This window comes from Microbacterium sp. ARD31 (assembly GCF_031844425.1).
In genome coordinates this window covers 566,048-583,939 of record NZ_JAUZVE010000003.1, presented here as the reverse complement: position 1 = coordinate 583,939, position 17,892 = coordinate 566,048, and the positions used below count along the sequence as shown (strand labels likewise).

Annotated in this window: 19 protein-coding genes; 6 read left to right on the top strand and 13 right to left on the bottom strand. The window is 68.2% G+C overall.

The window, feature by feature from the left end; genetic code table 11:
- Positions 1 to 219: 219 nt before the first annotated feature.
- Positions 220 to 3,084 carry a hypothetical protein gene (locus Q9S36_RS13275; RefSeq protein WP_311285530.1) on the bottom strand — a complete coding sequence of 955 codons (2,865 nt, stop codon included), beginning with the start codon at positions 3,082 to 3,084 and terminating at the stop codon, positions 220 to 222.
- Complete coding sequence (locus Q9S36_RS13270; RefSeq protein WP_311285529.1) at positions 3,081 to 3,725, bottom strand: hypothetical protein; 645 nt, start codon at positions 3,723 to 3,725, stop codon at positions 3,081 to 3,083. The genes Q9S36_RS13275 and Q9S36_RS13270 overlap by 4 nt, the downstream gene beginning before the upstream one ends.
- 1,085 nt (positions 3,726 to 4,810) lie before the next feature.
- Here Q9S36_RS13270 and Q9S36_RS51615 point away from each other — a divergent pair.
- Positions 4,811 to 5,317, top strand: coding sequence for a DUF6869 domain-containing protein (locus tag Q9S36_RS51615; protein ID WP_396653752.1), 507 nt, complete (start codon positions 4,811 to 4,813; stop codon positions 5,315 to 5,317).
- Between the two features lie 1,297 nt (positions 5,318 to 6,614).
- Positions 6,615 to 7,223: a recombinase family protein gene (locus Q9S36_RS13260; RefSeq protein WP_311285527.1), complete on the top strand. Its 609-nt coding sequence runs from the start codon at positions 6,615 to 6,617 to the stop codon at positions 7,221 to 7,223.
- A gap of 43 nt (positions 7,224 to 7,266) precedes the next feature.
- On the opposite strand, the gene Q9S36_RS13255 is transcribed toward Q9S36_RS13260, so the two are convergent.
- The 6 genes from Q9S36_RS13255 to Q9S36_RS13230 all read right to left on the bottom strand — a co-directional run bounded on the left by Q9S36_RS13255 (position 7,267) and on the right by Q9S36_RS13230 (position 11,926).
- Entirely contained in the window at positions 7,267 to 7,410 is a 144-nt protein-coding gene (locus tag Q9S36_RS13255) for a hypothetical protein (protein WP_311285526.1), read from the bottom strand.
- 12 nt (positions 7,411 to 7,422) lie between these two features.
- Positions 7,423 to 7,647: a hypothetical protein gene (locus Q9S36_RS13250; RefSeq protein ID WP_311285525.1), complete on the bottom strand. Its 225-nt coding sequence runs from the start codon at positions 7,645 to 7,647 to the stop codon at positions 7,423 to 7,425.
- 61 nt (positions 7,648 to 7,708) lie between these two features.
- Positions 7,709 to 8,659: a manganese catalase family protein gene (locus Q9S36_RS13245; RefSeq protein ID WP_311285524.1), complete on the bottom strand. Its 951-nt coding sequence runs from the start codon at positions 8,657 to 8,659 to the stop codon at positions 7,709 to 7,711.
- A 98-nt stretch (positions 8,660 to 8,757) separates the two neighbouring features.
- The gene (locus Q9S36_RS13240) at positions 8,758 to 9,492 is read right to left on the bottom strand and encodes a glycosyltransferase (protein WP_253036154.1); all 735 of its coding nucleotides are present in this window, start codon (positions 9,490 to 9,492) and stop codon (positions 8,758 to 8,760) included.
- Entirely contained in the window at positions 9,489 to 10,847 is a 1,359-nt protein-coding gene (locus tag Q9S36_RS13235) for a PIG-L family deacetylase (RefSeq protein ID WP_311285523.1), read from the bottom strand. The genes Q9S36_RS13240 and Q9S36_RS13235 overlap by 4 nt, the downstream gene beginning before the upstream one ends.
- Positions 10,841 to 11,926 (bottom strand): acyl-CoA dehydrogenase, encoded by a 1,086-nt coding sequence (locus Q9S36_RS13230; RefSeq protein WP_311285522.1) that lies wholly within the window; start codon positions 11,924 to 11,926, stop codon positions 10,841 to 10,843. Before Q9S36_RS13230 ends, Q9S36_RS13235 begins: the two co-directional genes overlap by 7 nt.
- A gap of 180 nt (positions 11,927 to 12,106) precedes the next feature.
- On the opposite strand from Q9S36_RS13230, the gene Q9S36_RS13225 reads away from it, so the two are divergent.
- From Q9S36_RS13225 to Q9S36_RS13215, 3 genes are read left to right on the top strand one after another with little or no spacing between them, the layout of a single operon-like run.
- Positions 12,107 to 12,517, top strand: coding sequence for a phage holin family protein (locus tag Q9S36_RS13225; RefSeq protein WP_311285521.1), 411 nt, complete (start codon positions 12,107 to 12,109; stop codon positions 12,515 to 12,517).
- Positions 12,504 to 12,887 (top strand): DUF3618 domain-containing protein, encoded by a 384-nt coding sequence (locus Q9S36_RS13220; protein ID WP_311285520.1) that lies wholly within the window; start codon positions 12,504 to 12,506, stop codon positions 12,885 to 12,887. The genes Q9S36_RS13225 and Q9S36_RS13220 overlap by 14 nt, the downstream gene beginning before the upstream one ends.
- 24 nt (positions 12,888 to 12,911) lie before the next feature.
- Positions 12,912 to 13,223, top strand: coding sequence for a DUF4235 domain-containing protein (locus tag Q9S36_RS13215; protein ID WP_311285519.1), 312 nt, complete (start codon positions 12,912 to 12,914; stop codon positions 13,221 to 13,223).
- An 8-nt stretch (positions 13,224 to 13,231) separates the two neighbouring features.
- Here the strand turns inward: Q9S36_RS13215 and moaA are convergent, their stop codons facing one another.
- A complete protein-coding gene (moaA, locus tag Q9S36_RS13210; protein WP_396653751.1) occupies positions 13,232 to 14,314 on the bottom strand; it encodes a GTP 3',8-cyclase MoaA in 1,083 nt (360 codons plus the stop codon).
- A 136-nt stretch (positions 14,315 to 14,450) separates the two neighbouring features.
- Here moaA and Q9S36_RS13205 point away from each other — a divergent pair, with 136 nt between their 5' ends.
- Positions 14,451 to 14,840, top strand: a complete 390-nt coding sequence (locus Q9S36_RS13205) for a hypothetical protein (protein ID WP_311285517.1) — start codon at positions 14,451 to 14,453, stop codon at positions 14,838 to 14,840.
- Between the two features lie 95 nt (positions 14,841 to 14,935).
- Here the strand turns inward: Q9S36_RS13205 and Q9S36_RS13200 are convergent, their stop codons facing one another.
- Genes Q9S36_RS13200 through modA form a run of 4 tightly spaced genes read right to left on the bottom strand, consistent with a single transcriptional unit; the run spans position 14,936 to position 17,892 of the window.
- Positions 14,936 to 15,274: a hypothetical protein gene (locus Q9S36_RS13200; RefSeq protein WP_311285516.1), complete on the bottom strand. Its 339-nt coding sequence runs from the start codon at positions 15,272 to 15,274 to the stop codon at positions 14,936 to 14,938.
- Positions 15,275 to 15,317: 43 nt separating this feature from the next.
- Positions 15,318 to 16,370: an ABC transporter ATP-binding protein gene (locus Q9S36_RS13195; RefSeq protein WP_311285515.1), complete on the bottom strand. Its 1,053-nt coding sequence runs from the start codon at positions 16,368 to 16,370 to the stop codon at positions 15,318 to 15,320.
- Entirely contained in the window at positions 16,367 to 17,149 is a 783-nt protein-coding gene (gene modB / locus Q9S36_RS13190; RefSeq protein ID WP_311285514.1) for a molybdate ABC transporter permease subunit, read from the bottom strand. The genes Q9S36_RS13195 and modB overlap by 4 nt, the downstream gene beginning before the upstream one ends.
- Positions 17,146 to 17,892 (bottom strand): molybdate ABC transporter substrate-binding protein, encoded by a 747-nt coding sequence (gene modA, locus Q9S36_RS13185; RefSeq protein WP_311285513.1) that lies wholly within the window; start codon positions 17,890 to 17,892, stop codon positions 17,146 to 17,148. Before modA ends, modB begins: the two co-directional genes overlap by 4 nt.

The window sequence follows — 17,892 nt, the reverse complement described above, 5'->3', positions numbered from 1 at the left end:
CGGCCGCGGAGCGGGAAGCTTACGAAGCTCTGCAGCTGTCGCGTCTCGTTTCGGAGTACGCGACCCGGCAGCGATGGCTGGAATGCGAGAAACGTGAGATCGACAAGATCCTCGAGAGGTGCATCGTCGCGAAGGATCGGAGACGCCGGCATTAGTACCGGACGAGCGCGCAGAGGCATCCAATCTCGTATGCCGTTCGTCCTCGCGCCGAGGCGTTTCCTACTCGTCGTCGTACTCGCCGGTCGCAGCAGTTCCGTCCAGCATTGATTGAACCTCCTTGTCGAGGTTGACGCTTCCTCGTGCGCCAAGCTCGTTCATGTAGGTCTCGGCGTCGCGCACTAGCGCGTCGTCGCCTGATCTGAGTGCGTTCGCGATGACGGTGGGGACTGCCCGCATGGTCAGGTCGAATGCCGTCAACCCCGAGCCGTGTCGCTCGTCGAGCAGGAGCCTGAGAACTTCGAGCGCTTCGCGCGGCTGTTCCGCGGACGCGGCTGCGAGCTCCTTGCCCAGCATGTATCGTTCGTTCGCTATCTCGGGTGCAAGGGTTAGTGCGGCGCGAAGTCGCGGTAGCCACCACTCCGGAGAGAACGCGACTGCTTTTGCGAGCCAGAAGATGCCGCTCAGTTCGGCGGAATCCTCGGGATGAGTTTGCACGTGGGCGAGACGGTCGTCCCAGATGTCGCCGAATTGGTCGCGGATCGTGTCGTCGACGCTATTGGCGTGGAGAAGTCGCCATGCGACTTTGCCCAGCGCATCGCCACGCACGCTCGCTGGCGTCTCGGCGAAGAACTTCTTTACTTCGGGATCGTCGAATGACTTGTGGCCGAGGATAACGGCGTCGATCAACCACTCCCCGAGCCTCGGTAGCGGCTTCGAGCCGCCCTCCCAGCCGGCGGCGAGCGCTTCCCCGACGCTGATCGCGCCGAGCATGGCCGATCGGAGGGCGTCGAACAGTTCAGGGTGGTACCGATGTGTGGCAAGGATCGTGGTGAGCGTGATCTGCTGCCGGCGCGTAAGACCGTGCTGCGAGCCGACCATCGCTTCGATGCGGGGACTGAGCCAGAATCCTGCCCGCGCGAGAAGTCGACCAAAGCCCTCCCCGAGAGCTGCGTCTCCGGCGCCATGGCGGTCGTCTCGCGTGAGTTCATATTCGAGGGCCTTAAGCGCATCGCCCTTCCAGGAGGGGTCGGGTTCCGCCGTCGCCGCGAAGATCAGGGCGCGGATTCGCTTCGGCCACTCATAGTTGAGGGAGAGCGTAAGCGCGTCCCAATCGCCCCGCGGCTCAAAGCTGTCGTAGCTGTCCCAGGCCTCGTCGCTCGGGGCTTTGATGAGAAGTTGCGCGAACCTTCTTCGGAACTCGACCGGTACGGGATCCGAGTCGCGGTGCTTAAGGAGTTCCTCAAGGAGGCCGATTACCGCCTTCTTGGTGGCGCGGAAGTCTCGGTCGTCATCGAACTCGGACCCCTCGATGTCGTATGGCGAGTCCATCGGATGACTCAGCACATCATCGATCAGGCGGGTGGCCTGTTCCCAGTCAAGTTCAAGATCGGCCTTGATCGCTGCCTCCCATCCTTCAAGGATTGCTCGCAGGTAGGTTGGCCGGAGCTTGTCTACGAGGTTTGGCACCCCGGTCAACGCCATCGGCGCGGCAGTGAGAAGCCCTGCGAGTTCTCGTCCCTGCCCTTCATGGGAGGGACGCGGCCCCCAAATGTCGCCGTCGTCGTGCCAGCTGGCCAAGTGAGCCACCAGCTGCGCTGGTGTCATCCTGCCCATCTCCTCTTGCGAAGTGTGCGCGTTCGGGCCTGTCCACGTGGTGACAACTCCCAATGGCGCGAGCGGGTTGTCGATCTGGCCGCGACGGATGTCAAACGCTTCCAACTCGGCTTGGAGGTCCGGAGGAAGCGCAGACGTACCGATCGCCGCGAGCCAGCTGTGGCGGTAGGAGTCGGCGCGGTCGCGAAAGTCTTCCGCGCCTTCTCCCACGAGCCGACCATCACGGGCAGCCTCGCGCATCCGGTCCAAGTCGACCTCATACGCGCGATCGAGGAACGGACCGATCACGGAGACAGCGTCAGGATCGACCTGGGACACGGCCTGCGCTAGATCCGCGTACTCGATCCTGAGGTGCTCGTCGTCCGATTCTGGATCGGAGAGGAGACGGATCGCCGTCGGGAGGAGTTGGCTCGGATCAGCTCCGCCGCTCGTTGCGACCCGGATCGTCTCTGCGATCACGAACATCGCAATCTTGCGGTGAAGTACGGATTGGTGTCGCAAGAGGATCTGAACCGTGTCGCCGGCATCCACCAGCACCGCGCCCACGGCGAGGTCCCGGATCGCCTCGACAAGGGCGTTCTCGGGATCCCTGTGGGAGTCGCCGCGGTCCCGGATTGATGGCCGCGTCATGCCGCTGATGTCGTGCTCTTCACTGACCAATCCAGCTGCGCGGAGATAGTCAGCAAGCCAGCCGGTCAGTGCCTTGAGGGCGTCTTCGCCAAGAGCGGGGACGATCTTCGGTAGTTCCTCTTCGAACCAGTAATCCTCAAGCCCGAACCTTGGGGAGCGAATCCGATTCGGGTCGTCTGGAGGTGGAGTCGGCTTGAAGAGCGCGTTCGCCAGCCACCGGCCTTCCTTTCGCGCGCCGCCATTGAGCAGGCGAGCGGCGAAGGAGACCATCGTCCGCGGGTCGGTGCGCCAGCCGAAGCCAGTAGGTTGCCAGGCCCTGAGCAGCGGGATGAGGCGTGTCCCTTCGGCTGCCGGTATCGCGGCGCCGATCTCGAAGGTCGCCCGCCGGACCCAGGCGTTCGTGCTGGACTCGAGAGCGAGCAAGACGTCTACGACCGCTTCGGGAGCCTCCGGCGCGACGCGCGTAAGGTAGTCCAGTTCCGGCCAATAGGTGTCTTGAATGTACCGATCGTCGGTCACCGTCGGCTCAGGTGGACTTGAAAAGGCGCCGGCTTCCATGAGTGGACGTACCCAGTGCGGGTTGGTCAGGCCCCCGTAGAACACGCGACGAAGCTGATAGGTCGGGATTCTGAGCAGCGCCGCTTCGACCTGCGACTGGTTCGGGATTCGCCGGTCGCTCACGCGGTGTCCCCTTTGTCATTGATCTCGGCGAGTAGGTCCTCGATGGATTGTCGCGCGGTGAAGAACTGAGTGATCACGCCGTCGACGAGCGTTTCAAAGGTCGCCACATGTGCCCTGATCTCGTCGTCGCTGGGTAGCTCTTCGCTCGGTACAACCCGATCATGGATGTGAGCCCATTTGACGAAGAAGCCTCTCGCTTCGATCCACTTCGACACCGCCGCGTGCGCCGCGTTGCCGTCATCGGTAAGCAAGGCAGCGACATCGTCGCGGCTTCGTCTCTTCTCCTGCACAGCTGCCCTAAAGAGAGACTCCATCGCGACGGCCACTTCTCGCGGAATCGGAACAAGCTCCTGGCCGACGTCGAACTGCAGGTCGGGAAACCGCGATAGCAAGTCCGGAAGTTGCTGCACGCGGTCGCTCGAAGAAGGTTTGACGGCAGGTGCGATGGGGCGCCCCATTGCGGTGATGATCCGGTTCATGACTTCACGCATCGAGTGACAGATATACGAGATGCGAGTGCGCGCGCCGACCTCACCACTTGGAACGCGGAGTTGATCAATCGCGACGCGATACATGTCAGCGAGGTCGGGGCGACGCTCGACCAACGCATCAAAGACCCTCTGCTGAATCGGTTCCATCACACGCGCGACCCCAGACGAGTCGCTGGTTCAACACTGACGCGATCAGATGGCTCCCGGCTTGCAACGATCACGAGCGCCAACCTAGCGCTATTCCGGACCCGGAACGTCAGGTCGCGTTACTGCGTCGTGGGGTAACGATGTCGAATCGTCCGTCGAGGCGAACCTGGATGGGATCTCACGCCATCCTGCCGCTTGTTAGCGTCCGCGAGGGAGAGGAACGCACGCCACCGGTCCCCTCAGCGAGCACGGCACGATAGAGGATCCCCTTACGGTCACATATGGCAACCCTTCCCGAACTCACGATCGACCCAACGAAAACGTCCTATGAGGGCTTCGGCCAGTGGCCGTCGCGGCGGGGAGCTTTGGCGGTTCCATCGCCCGGCGTGTTGAGTGCTGATCCACGACGGCGCCCGCCGTGCCATAAACGATCGTTTTCGGCGGGGCTAGACAACCCGCTGTCTCCCTAGGACCGCGAGCGGCTCTCAATTGCTCAGAGCACGATCACTCGTCGACAGAGCAGCGAGCTGTGTCATCGTCACTCAGCCAATCGCCGTCCGTGTTCCATCGCCACACGCCGAGCGAGACATCATCGGACTCAACCTGAACGCTCGAGTGGAACGATGCTCCGATGTGTATCGACGTCCAAGCGCCCTGCGGGCGATGAAACCTCACGACGGAACCTGCGGATGCGGGCCCAAGCTCAATGACGGGCGGCAGGTCGGTATCTTCGCTGTTCCTGTCCGTTGAGACGGCCACCCAGTCGTTCGCCTCGGGCACGCATGTGACGTAATCAATCGACCCATCGAAGTTCACGCGAATGGCAGACGGATGCACGGCCTGGCATCCAGTTAGCGCGACGACTCCGACGGCGCAGATCCCCGTGAACCAGGATCGAATGGGACGCATGGCGCGACAATATCGGTCATTGCCTCCGGCGCAGGATGACATCGTTAAAAAGTTGTGCGCCGCGCCACCTCATCGACCTATGCACGCCATAAACGATCGTTTTCGGCGGGGCCAGTAGCCGTTGCAATCAATCTCATTGAAGAGACTTGAGGAGGCGCGGGGGCAACGAGTGGCACAGAATGGGGGACGTGTCAGAGACGTCGTGGTTCTCACTGCCGCCTGAGTCGGTTGACGCCTATGCGCGCCATTGGCTCGCCTTCGAGTCCGGCTCAGTCGACTTCGATGACGAGATGGACGAGCCGCTGGACGCGGTCATTGACGGCAGGTTGGCGAGCTCCGATCCGCACCGCGCGCTCGACGTGGTGATTCGAATCCTCGATCTGATTCGCGACGACCTGAGTGGAGGTCTTGGCCAGCACACCGGCATCCTCGCCGCGGGACTGACCGAGGACATTATCCGCTTCCATGGAGAACTTGTGATCGAACGGATCGAGGCGATCGCTGGCGAACGTCGCGACTTCGCTGATGTTCTCGGAGGTGTCTGGATGGTCACCAGCGACGATGTCTGGCGCCGTATCCGCGCAGTCGCGACTCCCGTCGAGACCCGTCCCGACTCTGACCAGCGACCACGATTGCGCAGTCACCGACGACAGCTGAGGGCGACACCGCTCCGTCGGCGCCGCTAGCCAGATAGCTTTCGGGGTCGGGGCTCTTCCCTCGTCCACGGCGCACCAGAAACGTCCGCCGGAACTCAGTTCCGGCCAACCTTTCCGGGCGCCCATCCTCCCCCTCCGCGCGTAGCGGGCCGCAAACGATCGTTTTCGGCCGCATCGCGTGAACGTCGCTGAGGTCCATGCCGGAAACGTGCATCACAACCTAGTTTCGGCAGGCGTTTTCGGTGCTCTCGGACTACCCGGTATCGGTCCTCCGAGATCCGACGATGAACGCAGTAGCGTGTCGTGTGTGATCAATGAGGCGAGGCCAGCAGGGTATGCCGCCCCTGCGGAGCTTGCGGTCTTGGTCGAAGAAGCGAGCCGCGTCCTGAGGCTCGAGGTGGACTTCCCAAAGCTTGTATTCACCGATCCTCGCGGTTCCCTGCGCTGGACCGATTCTGACTACCTGGGATGGGCGCCACTTCGAGACTTCGCACGGTTGCATCAGGACACGGATGTCAGCGTCCTCGTCCCCGGCGCTGTTCGTCGCTCTTGGCGGCGCGGCGTCCGCACCCCAATCCGCCTTGGTTTTACTGTCACTGCCCGCGCCAGCACCGACGAGTTCGAGACGCTGCTGGGGGCCGACGGCGGAGCGCAGCACCAGGGCAGTTTGGCGATGTTCGGCCCCTCGGGTCGATGGGCAGTTTTCGGAGAACCAGACCTTGCAGCATGGTGGTCCGTCCTGCCTGCTGACGCCCCCGAGTTGAGTGCCTGGGAGCTGAAGTATCGGCCTTGGGCTTACTCGGCGGATGATGCAGCTGACCTCTGGTCCCTCGCATTTAATCCGGGGGTACCCGAAGAGCTACGCGCAGAGCTGCGAGCCAATTACGGCGCCTTCGACAGAGAGGACCGCGAGGCGTCGATGCCGGAAGTCCCGATGGCTCGGCGATCACTACGAGAGTTCGATTAGGCGGCGCTGCGCCTGATCCATACGAGCGTCGTCTTCAACGGGGCATCAGCCGCGCTTGGGGCGTTGCGAGCGATCGCAGACGGCACAGTCAAGGCGCGGGTGACACCCTGAAGCGGCGCGTTTGGTGGGGTGGAGTCGAGCCACGCTGTATCGGCACCAGGCCGCGGTAACCGGCTAATGCCGCCAACCCGCTGAACAGAACACCGCCACATTGGAAGAACGGTCACAGATTTCGACCCCACCAACGACCGTGTGGAGGTGTTCGTTAGCTGATGGCCTGCGCGACAACGGACAAGCTCGGCACCAGGTCGTCGGATGCCCGTGCTGCGCCCCCGCCGTGGCGGTGACAACGTCGTCCGCATGAACGGAATACTGATTGGCTACGCCAGAGTCTCCACCGCGGATCAGGACCTCACATCGCAGCGAGACGCGCTGCTGCGACTCGGAGTCCTCGCTCGAAACATCTACGTCGATCATGGGCTGACCGGCACCAACCGGGCCCGGCCCGGGCTGCGCGAGGCACTCGCAGCGGTTCGAGAAGCCGACACACTCGTCGTGACGAAACTCGATCGGCTCGCCCGTTCGCTGAAGGACGCGCGCGACATCGCCGACGAACTCACAACGAAAGGTGTCGCGCTCAGTCTCGGAGGGAGCAGGTACGACCCCACCGACCCGGTGGGGCGACTGCTTTTCAATGTGCTCGCGATGGTCGCAGAGTTCGAGCGCGATCTCATCAGCATGCGCACAAAGGAGGGGATGGCGGTGGCGCGCGCGAAGGGTCACCTGAGAGGCCGACAGCCGAAGCTCTCGACAACGCAGCGGAAGCTGTTGTTCGACGTCCAGGACCGGGGCGAGTACACGCAGACGGAGATCGCCGAGTTGTTCAACGTGTCCCGTGCGACCGTCTATCGCGAATTGCAGCGCCGCCGAGCGGCGTTCCTAGCTACCTGTGAGGCGCACATCTACTGAGCCGCTCGCATCCCAGTTGGGACAGCGCCGCGACAACGGGCTGTCAGCCGCCGGGCCGGAGGACGGCCCAACCCGCGTTCAGCCCGTCCGCGAAAATCTTGAGTTGCACGAGGGTGTCCGCGTCGTAGGCGATGCCCTCGATCCGGCCGGGCGCGGCGCAGTCCTGTGCGACGGACGTCGGTCCCACGGGATTGGCCGGCTACTCGCCCGCGGCGGGCGCTGGGGCCCATTCTAGCGTCACCCGAGCGGTCGACGGACTGCAGTCGAAGTCGATCACGTACCGCTCCCCCGTCACCACGACACCCGAGACGGCCGCCTCGCCTTCCGAGATGCCACCGGCCCCCTCAGCGACGAAGGTGATCCGCGAGAACTCGTCGTCAGCGACGCCGGGCACGGCGTAGTCGCCAAGGCCCGCCACGGCCATTCAGCACCACGATCGCCTGACCCCCGACCCCGCGGGACGGGGCCGGGGTGCACGCGCCGGCTTACTTCATGCGCCCGAACGTGGCGTCGATGTCGGCCATCTCCATCGCCGCGGTCGCCTCGATCAGCGCGCGGAGATCCTTGTCCGCGCCCGGCGAGAACTCCTCGGGCCGTTCGGGCGAGATGGTCATCGGCGATCCGACGGGTGCCTGCTCACTGGCATCCAACTCGGTGCCGTCGTTCGACGGCGAGGCGCCCTGGAAGATACGGCCGGCCTCGGACTGGTTGCCGAGATCGAACGAGTACTGCTTGCTCTGCAGGCCCATGTCGACGAGCTTCTTCACCTCGGGGAACTGCTCGGCGTTCGTCTTCGGGATCGGCAGCGCGGTGCGCCAGCTCACCCCGAGCGTCTCGAGCGCCTTCGCGTAAGCGTTCTCGTGCGCCTGGTCACGGACGATGAGGTACGAGATCGTGCTGCGGGCCATCTTGTTGTCGGTCATCTCGTACAGGCGGCACTTCTGTAGCCGGCCCGTCGACTCGAGCATGAGGTTGTAGAGCAGGTCGAGCACGAGGTTGCCCGAGTTGTAGACGTAGCTGCCCATCCATGGGTTGCCCGCCGCATCCACCGGCAGCGCACCCTGCGCGCCGACGAGGTAGTGGTGGATGTTGCTGTGGTCGACGGCGATGCTCAGCGGCGTCGCACCGCCGGCACCCGGCTCGTCCACGGGGTCGGTCGGCTTGCCCTTGTACCGCGGCGATCCGTCGAGCAGGCGCGAGATCGTCGTGCCGACGAGCTCGACGTGGCTGATCTCCTCGGTGCCGATGCCCTGGATGAGGTCCTTGTACGGCTTGCCCGAGGGCCCGCGGAAGTTGATGCTCTGGAAGAGGTACTGCATCATCGTGCGCATCTCGCCGAACTGGCCGCCGAGACCCTCCTGCAGTGCGTTCGCGGCGGCGGGATCCGGCTCGTCCTGCGCGATCTCGTTGATGAACTCTTGAACGTGGAAATACATGGTTCCTCCGATGGGGTGTGGGGATGCCTCACGATCCGCACCTCTTCCGCGCCCACCGATCCCCTCGCCAAGCAGGCCGCAGCGAGTACCCTCCCGTATCAGCCCCGCGCCTCCCCCTCGATGCGCTCGTGCGTCGCGCGGACGAACGCCGCGTAGCCCCCCGCGGTCCGGCCCCAGAAGCGGCCGGAGGTAGTCACCTCGGTCTCATCCGTCGCGTGCACCCGCGCGCCAACAGTGCGAGCGGCGCGGACCAGCTCGACATCCTCGTGCTGGTCGAGGTCGGCGAACTCCCCCGCCGCGATGTAGACGTCCGCCCGCAGCCCCAGGTTCGCGCCGTGCACGTTGCCGGCGGGACGACCCCGCGGGTGGGTCGCGAGCCAGTGCGCAGCGTGCTCGACGGTGAGGTCGGCGAAGTCGGGACGGACCGTGCCCAGGACGACATCGGTCCCCGCTGCCCGCACGTCGAGCTGATGGCTGAGCCACGCGACCGGCACCGTCGAGTCACCGTCGGTCGTGGCGATCCAGGTGGCGCCCAGCGGCACGTCCCGCAGTGCTGCGAGCGCGGCGGCGACGCCGAGCCGCCGCGCGGTGCCCACGTTCCGTGCGTCGATGTGCAGCGTCTGCACGGGCCACGACGCCGCGATCTGCTCGGACGCGTCCGTGCAGGCATCCAGGACGACGACGGTCACGACTCGCACGTCCGGATGCGTCCGGCGGGTGTGCGCGATCGCTGCGTCGAGCGCCGCGAGACAGCCACCCAGCAGGGCGGCCTCGTTGTGCACCGGGACCACGATCGCGACGGCGGCGACGGCATCCGACTCCGCCGCTGTCACGCGATGAGCCCGGTCTCGGCAGCGACCGACCGCGCGCCCGCCAGCCCGTAGACCTCGAGCACGTAGTCCTCCTCCTCGTGCACCACCAATCGGACGAGGCCGTCCGCGGCCCGGAGCGCCGCGTGGACGTCGTCTCCCGACAGCGGGTATTCCTCGACGGGATGCCGCCAATGGCACGCGAGCAGCTGCCCGTCGCGCGTGAGGGCGGCCCGCATCCGCTCGACCCCGTCGGCCAGGTCGGCTGCGCCCCAGTAGTAGCCGACCTCCGACAGGACGATGAGGTCGAACGAGCCCTCGGGCCACTCACCCGGCAGCGCGCGGCGCTCGAGGCGCACATCCGCCCCCTCACCGATACGGCGACGCGCGGCCTCGAGCGGCGCCTCGGCGATGTCGACGGCGAGCACAGCGTCGCACCGCTCGGCCAGCAGCTGGGTCAGCGCGCCGGTCGAGCACCCCAGCTCGAGCGCGCGGCCGTACCGGGGTCGCGGCAAGCACGCCATCGTGACCGCACGCTTTCGCTGCTCGTACCACCGCGATTCGAACCCCCACGGGTCGTCACCGTTGCGACGGTAGAACGCGTCGAAGTAGGTCTCGTCCAGGCTGCCGCGCTCACTTGCGGGCCGGATGAAGACCTCGAACGGGCGGTCGAAGTGCGCCTGCATCCGTTCGTGCAGCATCACTTCGTCGCCCGGCGCGTCGGACAGCGGCTCGATCTGGCTGCGGTGGCGATGCAAGGCGTGCCGCTTCGCGTCGACGGTCGCATCATCGAGTGAAAGGACCTCGATCTCGTCCCACGGCACATCGTCGGGCGTGCCCCAGTGCCACAGCCAGATCGGGTACCACCGGTACGGGATGCCCCGCTCGGCGCACACCTCGGCCGTCACCTCGCCGACCACGCGGTGATCGCGATGCCCATCGCCGGTCCATGGCGCGACGACGAGACATGAGCCCGCGTCGGCGACGGTCTCGCGGAGCGCCGTGGCGATAGGGGTGCTGTGACCGTCGGTCCCACCGTCGGGGATGCCGAGGAACCGCAGCTCGATCGACGGCGCCAGCTGCGCGAGCGCGTCGGCCGCCTCGCGGCGGCGCAGCGCGCCGAGCTCGACGGGTGTCGCGGACGGCGAGTCGGGGTGCGACCCCTCCCCGTCCGTGACGACGAGCACGGTCACCCTCGCCCCGCGGCGAGCGGCGGCGGCCATCAGCCCTGCCGCTCCGAGGGTCTCGTCATCGGGGTGCGCTGCAACGACGACGAGGTGATCGAACTCGACGTCGAGGCTCGCGGGGTTCCGCCCGGCGAAGGCCTCGGCCCACACGTCCTCGCCCGTCCCGGGGTCGAGGTGGCTGAAGCTCACCATGCGCCGCGACCCTGACCGAGGTCGGCGCCGATCCGAGCGAGGTCCCGCTCGCCGTGGTGCTGGCGGAGGTAGATCCCCAAATCCGCGACCCGACGCGCGTGCGCGTCGTCGGCGACCAGCGGCAACGGTCCGAGCGCACGGGCTGACTCGGCGAGCGTGGTCTCGACGGCGCCCGCCACGACGGCCCGCACGCGGGCGGCCAGGATGCCGGGGTCGGGAGCGCGGTCGGATGCGGCGGGCGCGGCATCCATCTGGTCCGCAGCCGACCGCAGCGCGAGCCGCGCCGCCCACAACGCCGTGTCCACGCGACCGAGATGCAGACGCGACAGCTGGTCGGCGCCGTCGCGCTGCGCCGCTGCGAGGAGCGCCGCGCGGAGCGGCAGCGCACCGCCCCACCAGCACGCGGCCACCCCGACCCCGCCGGCCGCGAAGCCCGGCCGCCTGAGGTACCAGCCGGGCTCGCCGACCGGCACGGCCGGCGCCGACGCGAAGTCCACCGGAGCGCTCACGACCTGGCGCAGCCCGCGCGCATGCCACGGCCCGTCGTGAGGGCTGACCGCGGGCCCTCGCAGGGCCACCGCGAAGAGGCGACGCTCGTCGCCGACCCATGCGGTGACGAGCGCGTGGGTCAGGTGCTGCGCGAGCGAGCACCACGGCTTGGTTCCCGTCAGCAACCAGCCGGAGCCGTCGTCCCGCGCATCGAGGCGCACGCCCGCACCTTCGGCGGCGAACACTCCCCACGACGAGCCCGGGCCGGCACCGATCGCTTCGAGGTCCGGCCCGACGGCCGCGTGTTGCGCCTGGTCGAGGATGTCGAGCGCGTCGAGGTGCGGTTCGAGGATGCGGGCGGCCGCGACATCCCGCTCCGCGACTGCCGCCAGGAACGACCAGTCGTCGGCGAGGGAGCGGTCGTCGTCGCGGGCGGCGCCGACGCCGATCGCCCACGCAAGGGTGGCGGACACATCGGTGCCGAACCCAGCGAGCTCGTCGGCTTCGGCGAGCGCGGACCGCTGTGCGCTGGGAAGCGGGTGGTCGCCGAGGGCGCACGACGTCGAGGGATCTGCAGCGGGAGAGCTCACACTCGTGAGTCTCGGGGCGTGGGTCGCGGGACGGCAGAGGCTTGCCATCGCATCCACCTGTTCGCTAGCGGTCGACGACCCGCGCCTCACGCACCGCCGTCGACGGAAGTCAAGCCTGTCGTGCAGATGGACGAAGATCCACGAGCCTGAAGCCCTACCACCCGATGAGAGGAGTCGGTCGTGACGCAGGCCAAACCATCACCCGAACCGTCGACCGCGGAGCTGATCTCCCGTCTGTCCGAGCAGACGTCTCGCCTCGTGCGGGATGAGATGCGCCTCGCCCGAGCGGAGCTCTCATCGAAGGCTAAGCAGGGCGGACTCGGCGTGGGGCTGCTCGGCGCGGGCGGCGTGCTCGCGTGGTTCGGCGTCGGCGCGCTCATCGCGACAGCGATCATCGCGCTGTCGCTGCTCCTCCCCGCATGGGCCGCCGCGCTGATCGTGACCGCCGTGCTGTTCATCGTCGCCGGCATCCTCGCGCTCGTCGGCAAGAAGAAGGTGTCGGCCCTGTCGCCGACGCCGGAGCGGACCGTGCAGAACGTGAAACAGGACATCACCGAAGTGAAGGAGCGCACCCACCATGACCACGCCTGACGTCCCCGCACGCGAAGTGCCCCTCTCGTCCACCCCCGCGACGAAGCCGGAACCCGCGGACGGCGCGTCCGTCGAAGAAATCGAAGCCGACATCGCACAGACCCGCGCGGAGCTGGGCGACACAGTGGAGCAGCTCGCAGGCAAGCTCGACGTGAAGGCGAGGGCGAAGCAGCAGGTCGAGACCGTGAAGACGAACGTCGCTGCGCAGATCGGCGATGCCCGCGAGCACGCGGCCGATTACGTGCATCAGGCGACGAATGCCCTCACGGACGACGCCGGCAAGCCGAACCGCAACGGCTGGATCGCCCTGGCCCTCGCGGTCGTCGCGATCGGCGCCGTCATCACCGCTGTCGCGCGCCGCGGCCGCTGAGACACACCTCGAAAGGACCCCCGCATGTCGAAGAAGACCTCGAAGCCGGCGAAGAAGTCGAGCACGTCGGCGAAGATCCTGTACCGCCCGATCGGGCTCATCAGCGGCATGGTGAGCGGCGCCCTCGCCGGTGTGATCTTCAAGCAGCTCTGGAAGCGGGCGAGCCCGACCCACCGCGAAGACAGCCCGAAGGCCCTGGAGTCAGAATTCGGCCTCGGCGAGGTGCTGATCGCAGCCGCCTTGCAGGGCGCCTTGTTCGCCCTGGTGAAGGCGCTCGTCGACCGCGGCGGCGCCCGGGCGTTCGAGCGCGCGACCGGGGAGTGGCCTGGCGACTGAGCCCGCGGTCAGCCGCCGATCGCGTTCATCCCCCGCGCGGGCTGCAGGAACGACGGGTCGTTGATCGCGTGCCCGGGCAGCTTCCCCAGCACGCACGCGTGCAGCACCTCGGCGATCACGCGCCGCCGATCGGCGGGCGCGGCATCCACCGGCATCCCGCGCACCGGGGTCGTCACGTCGTACTCGGTCAGCGAGAACAGGCAATTGCGGAACTGACCGTCGGCGGTCAGGCGCAGCCGGTCGCACGCACCGCAGAAGGGCGCCGTCACCGACGCGATCACGCCGACCTCGTGCGGGCCGCCGTCGATGCGCCACTTCTCGGCCGGAGCGCCGCCGCGCCCGGGCACCGGCTCCAGCGACCACCGCTGCGACAGCGCCGCGAGGATCTCCTCGCGCGTCACCATCGCACTGCGGTCCCACGTGTGCCCAGAATCCAGCGGCATCTGCTCGATGAACCGCAGCTGCGCACCCACCTCCATCGCGAACGCGACGAGGTCCGCGAGCTGGTCGTCGTTAACGCCCCGCATCGCGACGGCGTTCAGCTTCAACGGCTTCAGATCGGATGCCGCGGCTGCTGCGATCCCCTCGAGCACATCGTCGAGCCGGTCACGCCGCGTCAGCGCGGCGAATCGCTCGCGGTCGATCGTGTCGATGCTGATGTTCAGCCGCCTCAGGCCCGCGTCGATCAGGTCCGGTAGCACCTCGGCCAGCCGGATCCCGTTCGTCGTCATCGCCACTTCGACCGGGCCCTCGGGCCCCGAGATCGCTGCGACCCGACGCACCACGTCGACGATGTCCGTCCGCAGCAGCGGCTCCCCGCCGGTCAGCCGGAACGTACGGATGCCGAGACCCGCCGCCACCTCCGCGATCTCGACGATCTCATCCGTCGTCAGGATGCTCGTGCGCGCCAGCCACTCGTTGCCCTGCTCGGGCATGCAGTAGGTGCAGCGCAGCGAGCACCGATCGGTGAGCGAGATCCGCAGGTCGCGGTGCACACGGCCGTGCGTGTCGACGAGTCCGACCGCCGGGTCGGGAGCGTTGACGGCGAGTACCTGCGGCGCTCGGCCGAGCGAGATCGGCACGGCCGTCACCGGCTCATCCCCCCGCGGCATCCCATTTTCCGAGCCTAATCGCCCTGACCGGCGAGGCGGCCTGTCAGACCGCCCACGGGCTGGGAAGTCGGCACCAACCCCGGTCGGGCGACGATCCTGCGGTACGTTTCGGCGCATGACCCTGCGCCGCATCGCCCTGCCGGTCCTCGCCGCGACCGCCCTGCTCCTCACGGCGTGCGCGCCGACCGAGTTCGACCGCGAACAGACCGCCACTGACCGCCCCGACTCGGTCGTCGACGGGGCCGACGGCGCGATCGACGTCGCGACGCTGCGCCACGTCGGGAAAGCCGACGCGTACGACGTCTACCTGGCGCGCGCAGCGGACGACAGTGATTCGCTGTGCCTGTCGCTCACCCTCGACGACGCCTGGCAGACCACCGCCTGCGCGCGCGACTCCGTCTCGGTACGGATCAGCGACAGCGCAAGCGTCGCCGCGGATCTCAGCTACCGCAGCGGCGAGGGTCGCGACATGCTCTCCGACAACGTCTGGGTCAACCGGAAGTAGCCTCGCGCGTCATCGCCACGCACCGCTCTCCGACGGCCCGACCTGCAGCCGGACCGTGTCATTGCGACCCGCGGGTCCGCTGTCACCATCATCAGTCAGTGCCGGACGTTGAAGAAGAGCAGGAAGATGATCGCGCTCGCCAAGATCGCCACGCCGAGCCCGAGAGTCGTCCAGACGGCGATTCGGCGCACGCGGGAAGGACGCTGCCCGCCGAGACCTGCATACGCCGCGATGAATGACAGCGCGGCCCAGCCCGCGAGGCCCGCCACGCCCATCGCTATCCCTATCGCCCGTTCTGAGTCGTCTGAATCGGACAGTTGTGCAACGACGAGACCGCTGTCCCAGTGCACGCCTGCCAGAGCGAGCATGAGGGCGCCGAAGAGCCCGACCACGGTGCCGGCGACAGCGAGGATGAGGCTCCCGACAATGCGCATGACCCCATCCTGACGGACCGAGCGAGTTCCGCTGCACAGCCGATCAGTGTGCGGACGACATCCCCACGAACCGCACCCGCGCCGGGTCGACCTGCAGCCACACCGCGTCACCGACCGCGACCGCCGTCTCCGACACGTCGACCACGCCCTCCGTCGTCCGCACTCGCGCTCCCGACAGCGTCGGCTCCACCCCCGCCACCGTCGCCGACCAGGCGTTGTCGCCCGCAGCGCCCACGATCCGCACGTCGCCCGGGCGGAACACAGCGGCGAGCCCGACACCGTCCCCGGCGGCGAGCGCGGTCGACGCGGCATCCGTGCTTGTCAGCACCTGCCCCGCCGCACCCCGCCACACGCCGCGCGCGGCGACCCCCGGCATCCGATTCATGTCCGCGATCGACGCGACGAAAGCGGATGCCGGGGCCCGCAGCACCTCGCGCACCCCGCCGCTCTGCACCACGCTTCCCGCCTCGATCACGAACAGCCGCTCGGCGAGGGCGACCGCGTCACCGGCGTCGTGCGTGACCGCGACGGTCGTCGTGCCGGCGAGCTGCTCGCGCAGCATCCCGCGGATCGCCGACGCCGTCACGGGATCCAGCGCGACCAGCGGCTCGTCGAGCAGCACCACCCGCGGCGACGCCGACAGCGCCCGCGCGATCGCGACACGCTGCTGCTCGCCTCCCGACAACTCGTGCGGCATCCGCGCACCCGTCCCACCGAGACCCACCCGCTCGAGCCAGGCGTCGGCCTCGGCGCGCGCCTGGACGGCCGGCATGCCCTTCGCGCGCGGACCGAACGCGACGTTCTCGCGCGCGCTGAGGTGCGGGAACAGCCGCGGATCCTGCCCGAGCAGCACCACGCCGCGCTGCATCGGCGGCGTGCGCACCCGCGGAACGGCCGCCCGCTCGACCGTGCGACCGGCCACCGCGATCTCGCCGCCGTCGAGCGGCACGAGACCGGCGAGCGCCTCGAGCAGCGTCGACTTGCCCGCGCCGCTCGGACCCATGACCGCGACCGTCTCACCCGCATCCGCGTCGATCTCGACGTCCACGCGAAAGCGCGGACGCTCCACCACGACGCGCGCCCGCAGCCCGCTCATCGCACCGCTCCCGGTCGCCAGCCGCGCACCAGCATCAGCACCAGCACCGCCGCGGCCAGCAGCAGCAGCGCGAGCGCGACGGCCGTGCCCTGCGTCACCCCGGCACCGTTGAACGCCGTGTAGATCGCGAGCGGCATCGTCTGCGTGACGCCGGGCCGGTTGCCGGCGAACAGGGCGGTCGCGCCGAACTCGCCGATCGCGCGGGCGAAGCACAGCACGACACCGGCGACGATCCCGGGGGCGGCGAGCGGCAGCGTGATGCGCCGCAGGATCGTCCAGCGCCCGGCGCCCAACGCCGCCGCGGTCCGCTCGAACTCCATCCCGGTCGAGCGCACGGCGCCCTCGACGGCGAGCACCAGGAACGGCAGCGCCACGAACGTCTGCGCGACCACGACGGCGGGCGTCGTGAACGACAGCCCCCACCCGCCGAGCCAGCCCTGCCGGCCGAACAGGTACAGCAGCGCGATGCCCCCGACCATCGGCGGCAGCACGAGCGGCACCGTCACCGCCGCCCGCAGCACCGCCGCCAGCCGCGGACCCGACCGCGCGATCAGCAGCGCCAGCGGCACACCGATCACGACGCAGATCGCGGTGGCCGCCGCACCCGTACCGAGCGAAAGACCCAGCGCAGACAGCGCAGCAGGCGACGTCACGTCGGCGACGAACGTCGACCACTGCACCCGGGCGATGAGCGCGACCAGCGGCAGGATCAGGAACGACAACCCGACCAGCGCCGGTACCGACAGCGTGCGCGGGACGTAGCCGCGCCCCGCGCTCACGGGGCCCCGAACCCGCGGTCCGCGAGGATCCGCTGCCCGGCATCCGACAGCACGAACGCGACGAACGCCTCGGCGGCGGCGGGGTTCGCGGCATCCGTCAGGGCAGCGATCTCGTACCGGTTCACGACGTCGCCGCTGCCCTGTGGGACGACCGCCTCGACGTCGTCGCGCCCGACCACGTCGGTCGCGTAGACGAGGCCCGCATCGGCCTCACCCGCCGCCACCTTCGTGAGCACCGCGGTCACGTTCTGCTCGAGGCTCGCGGCGTCGACCGTGACATCCGCGCCCTCGAGAAGCCGAGCGGATGCCGCGCCGCACGGCACCTCGGGGGCGCAGAGCACCGTCATCACGCCGGACAGATCGGCCAGCGACGCGACGCGTTCCGGGTTGCCCGCCGGGACGACGATCACGAGCGTGTTCGTCGCGAAGACCGCGGAGTCGGGTGCGAACTCCGACACCTTCGCCATCGTCGACGCATCGGCCGACGCGAAGACATCCGCGGGCGCGCCCTCGGCGATCTGCGTGGCGAGCGTCGACGACCCGTCGTACACGGGACTGATCCGCACGTCCGGATGCTGCGCCGTGAACGCGTCGGCGACCTCGTCGAACGACGCCTGCAGGGATGCCGCGGCGTAGACGGTCAGGGTGCCGTTCACGTCGTCGTCCGACGCCGGCGGAGTCGAGGCGGCGCAGCCGGTCAGCGCGAGCACGAGCGCAGCGAGCGCGACGGCCGGGCGGCGCAC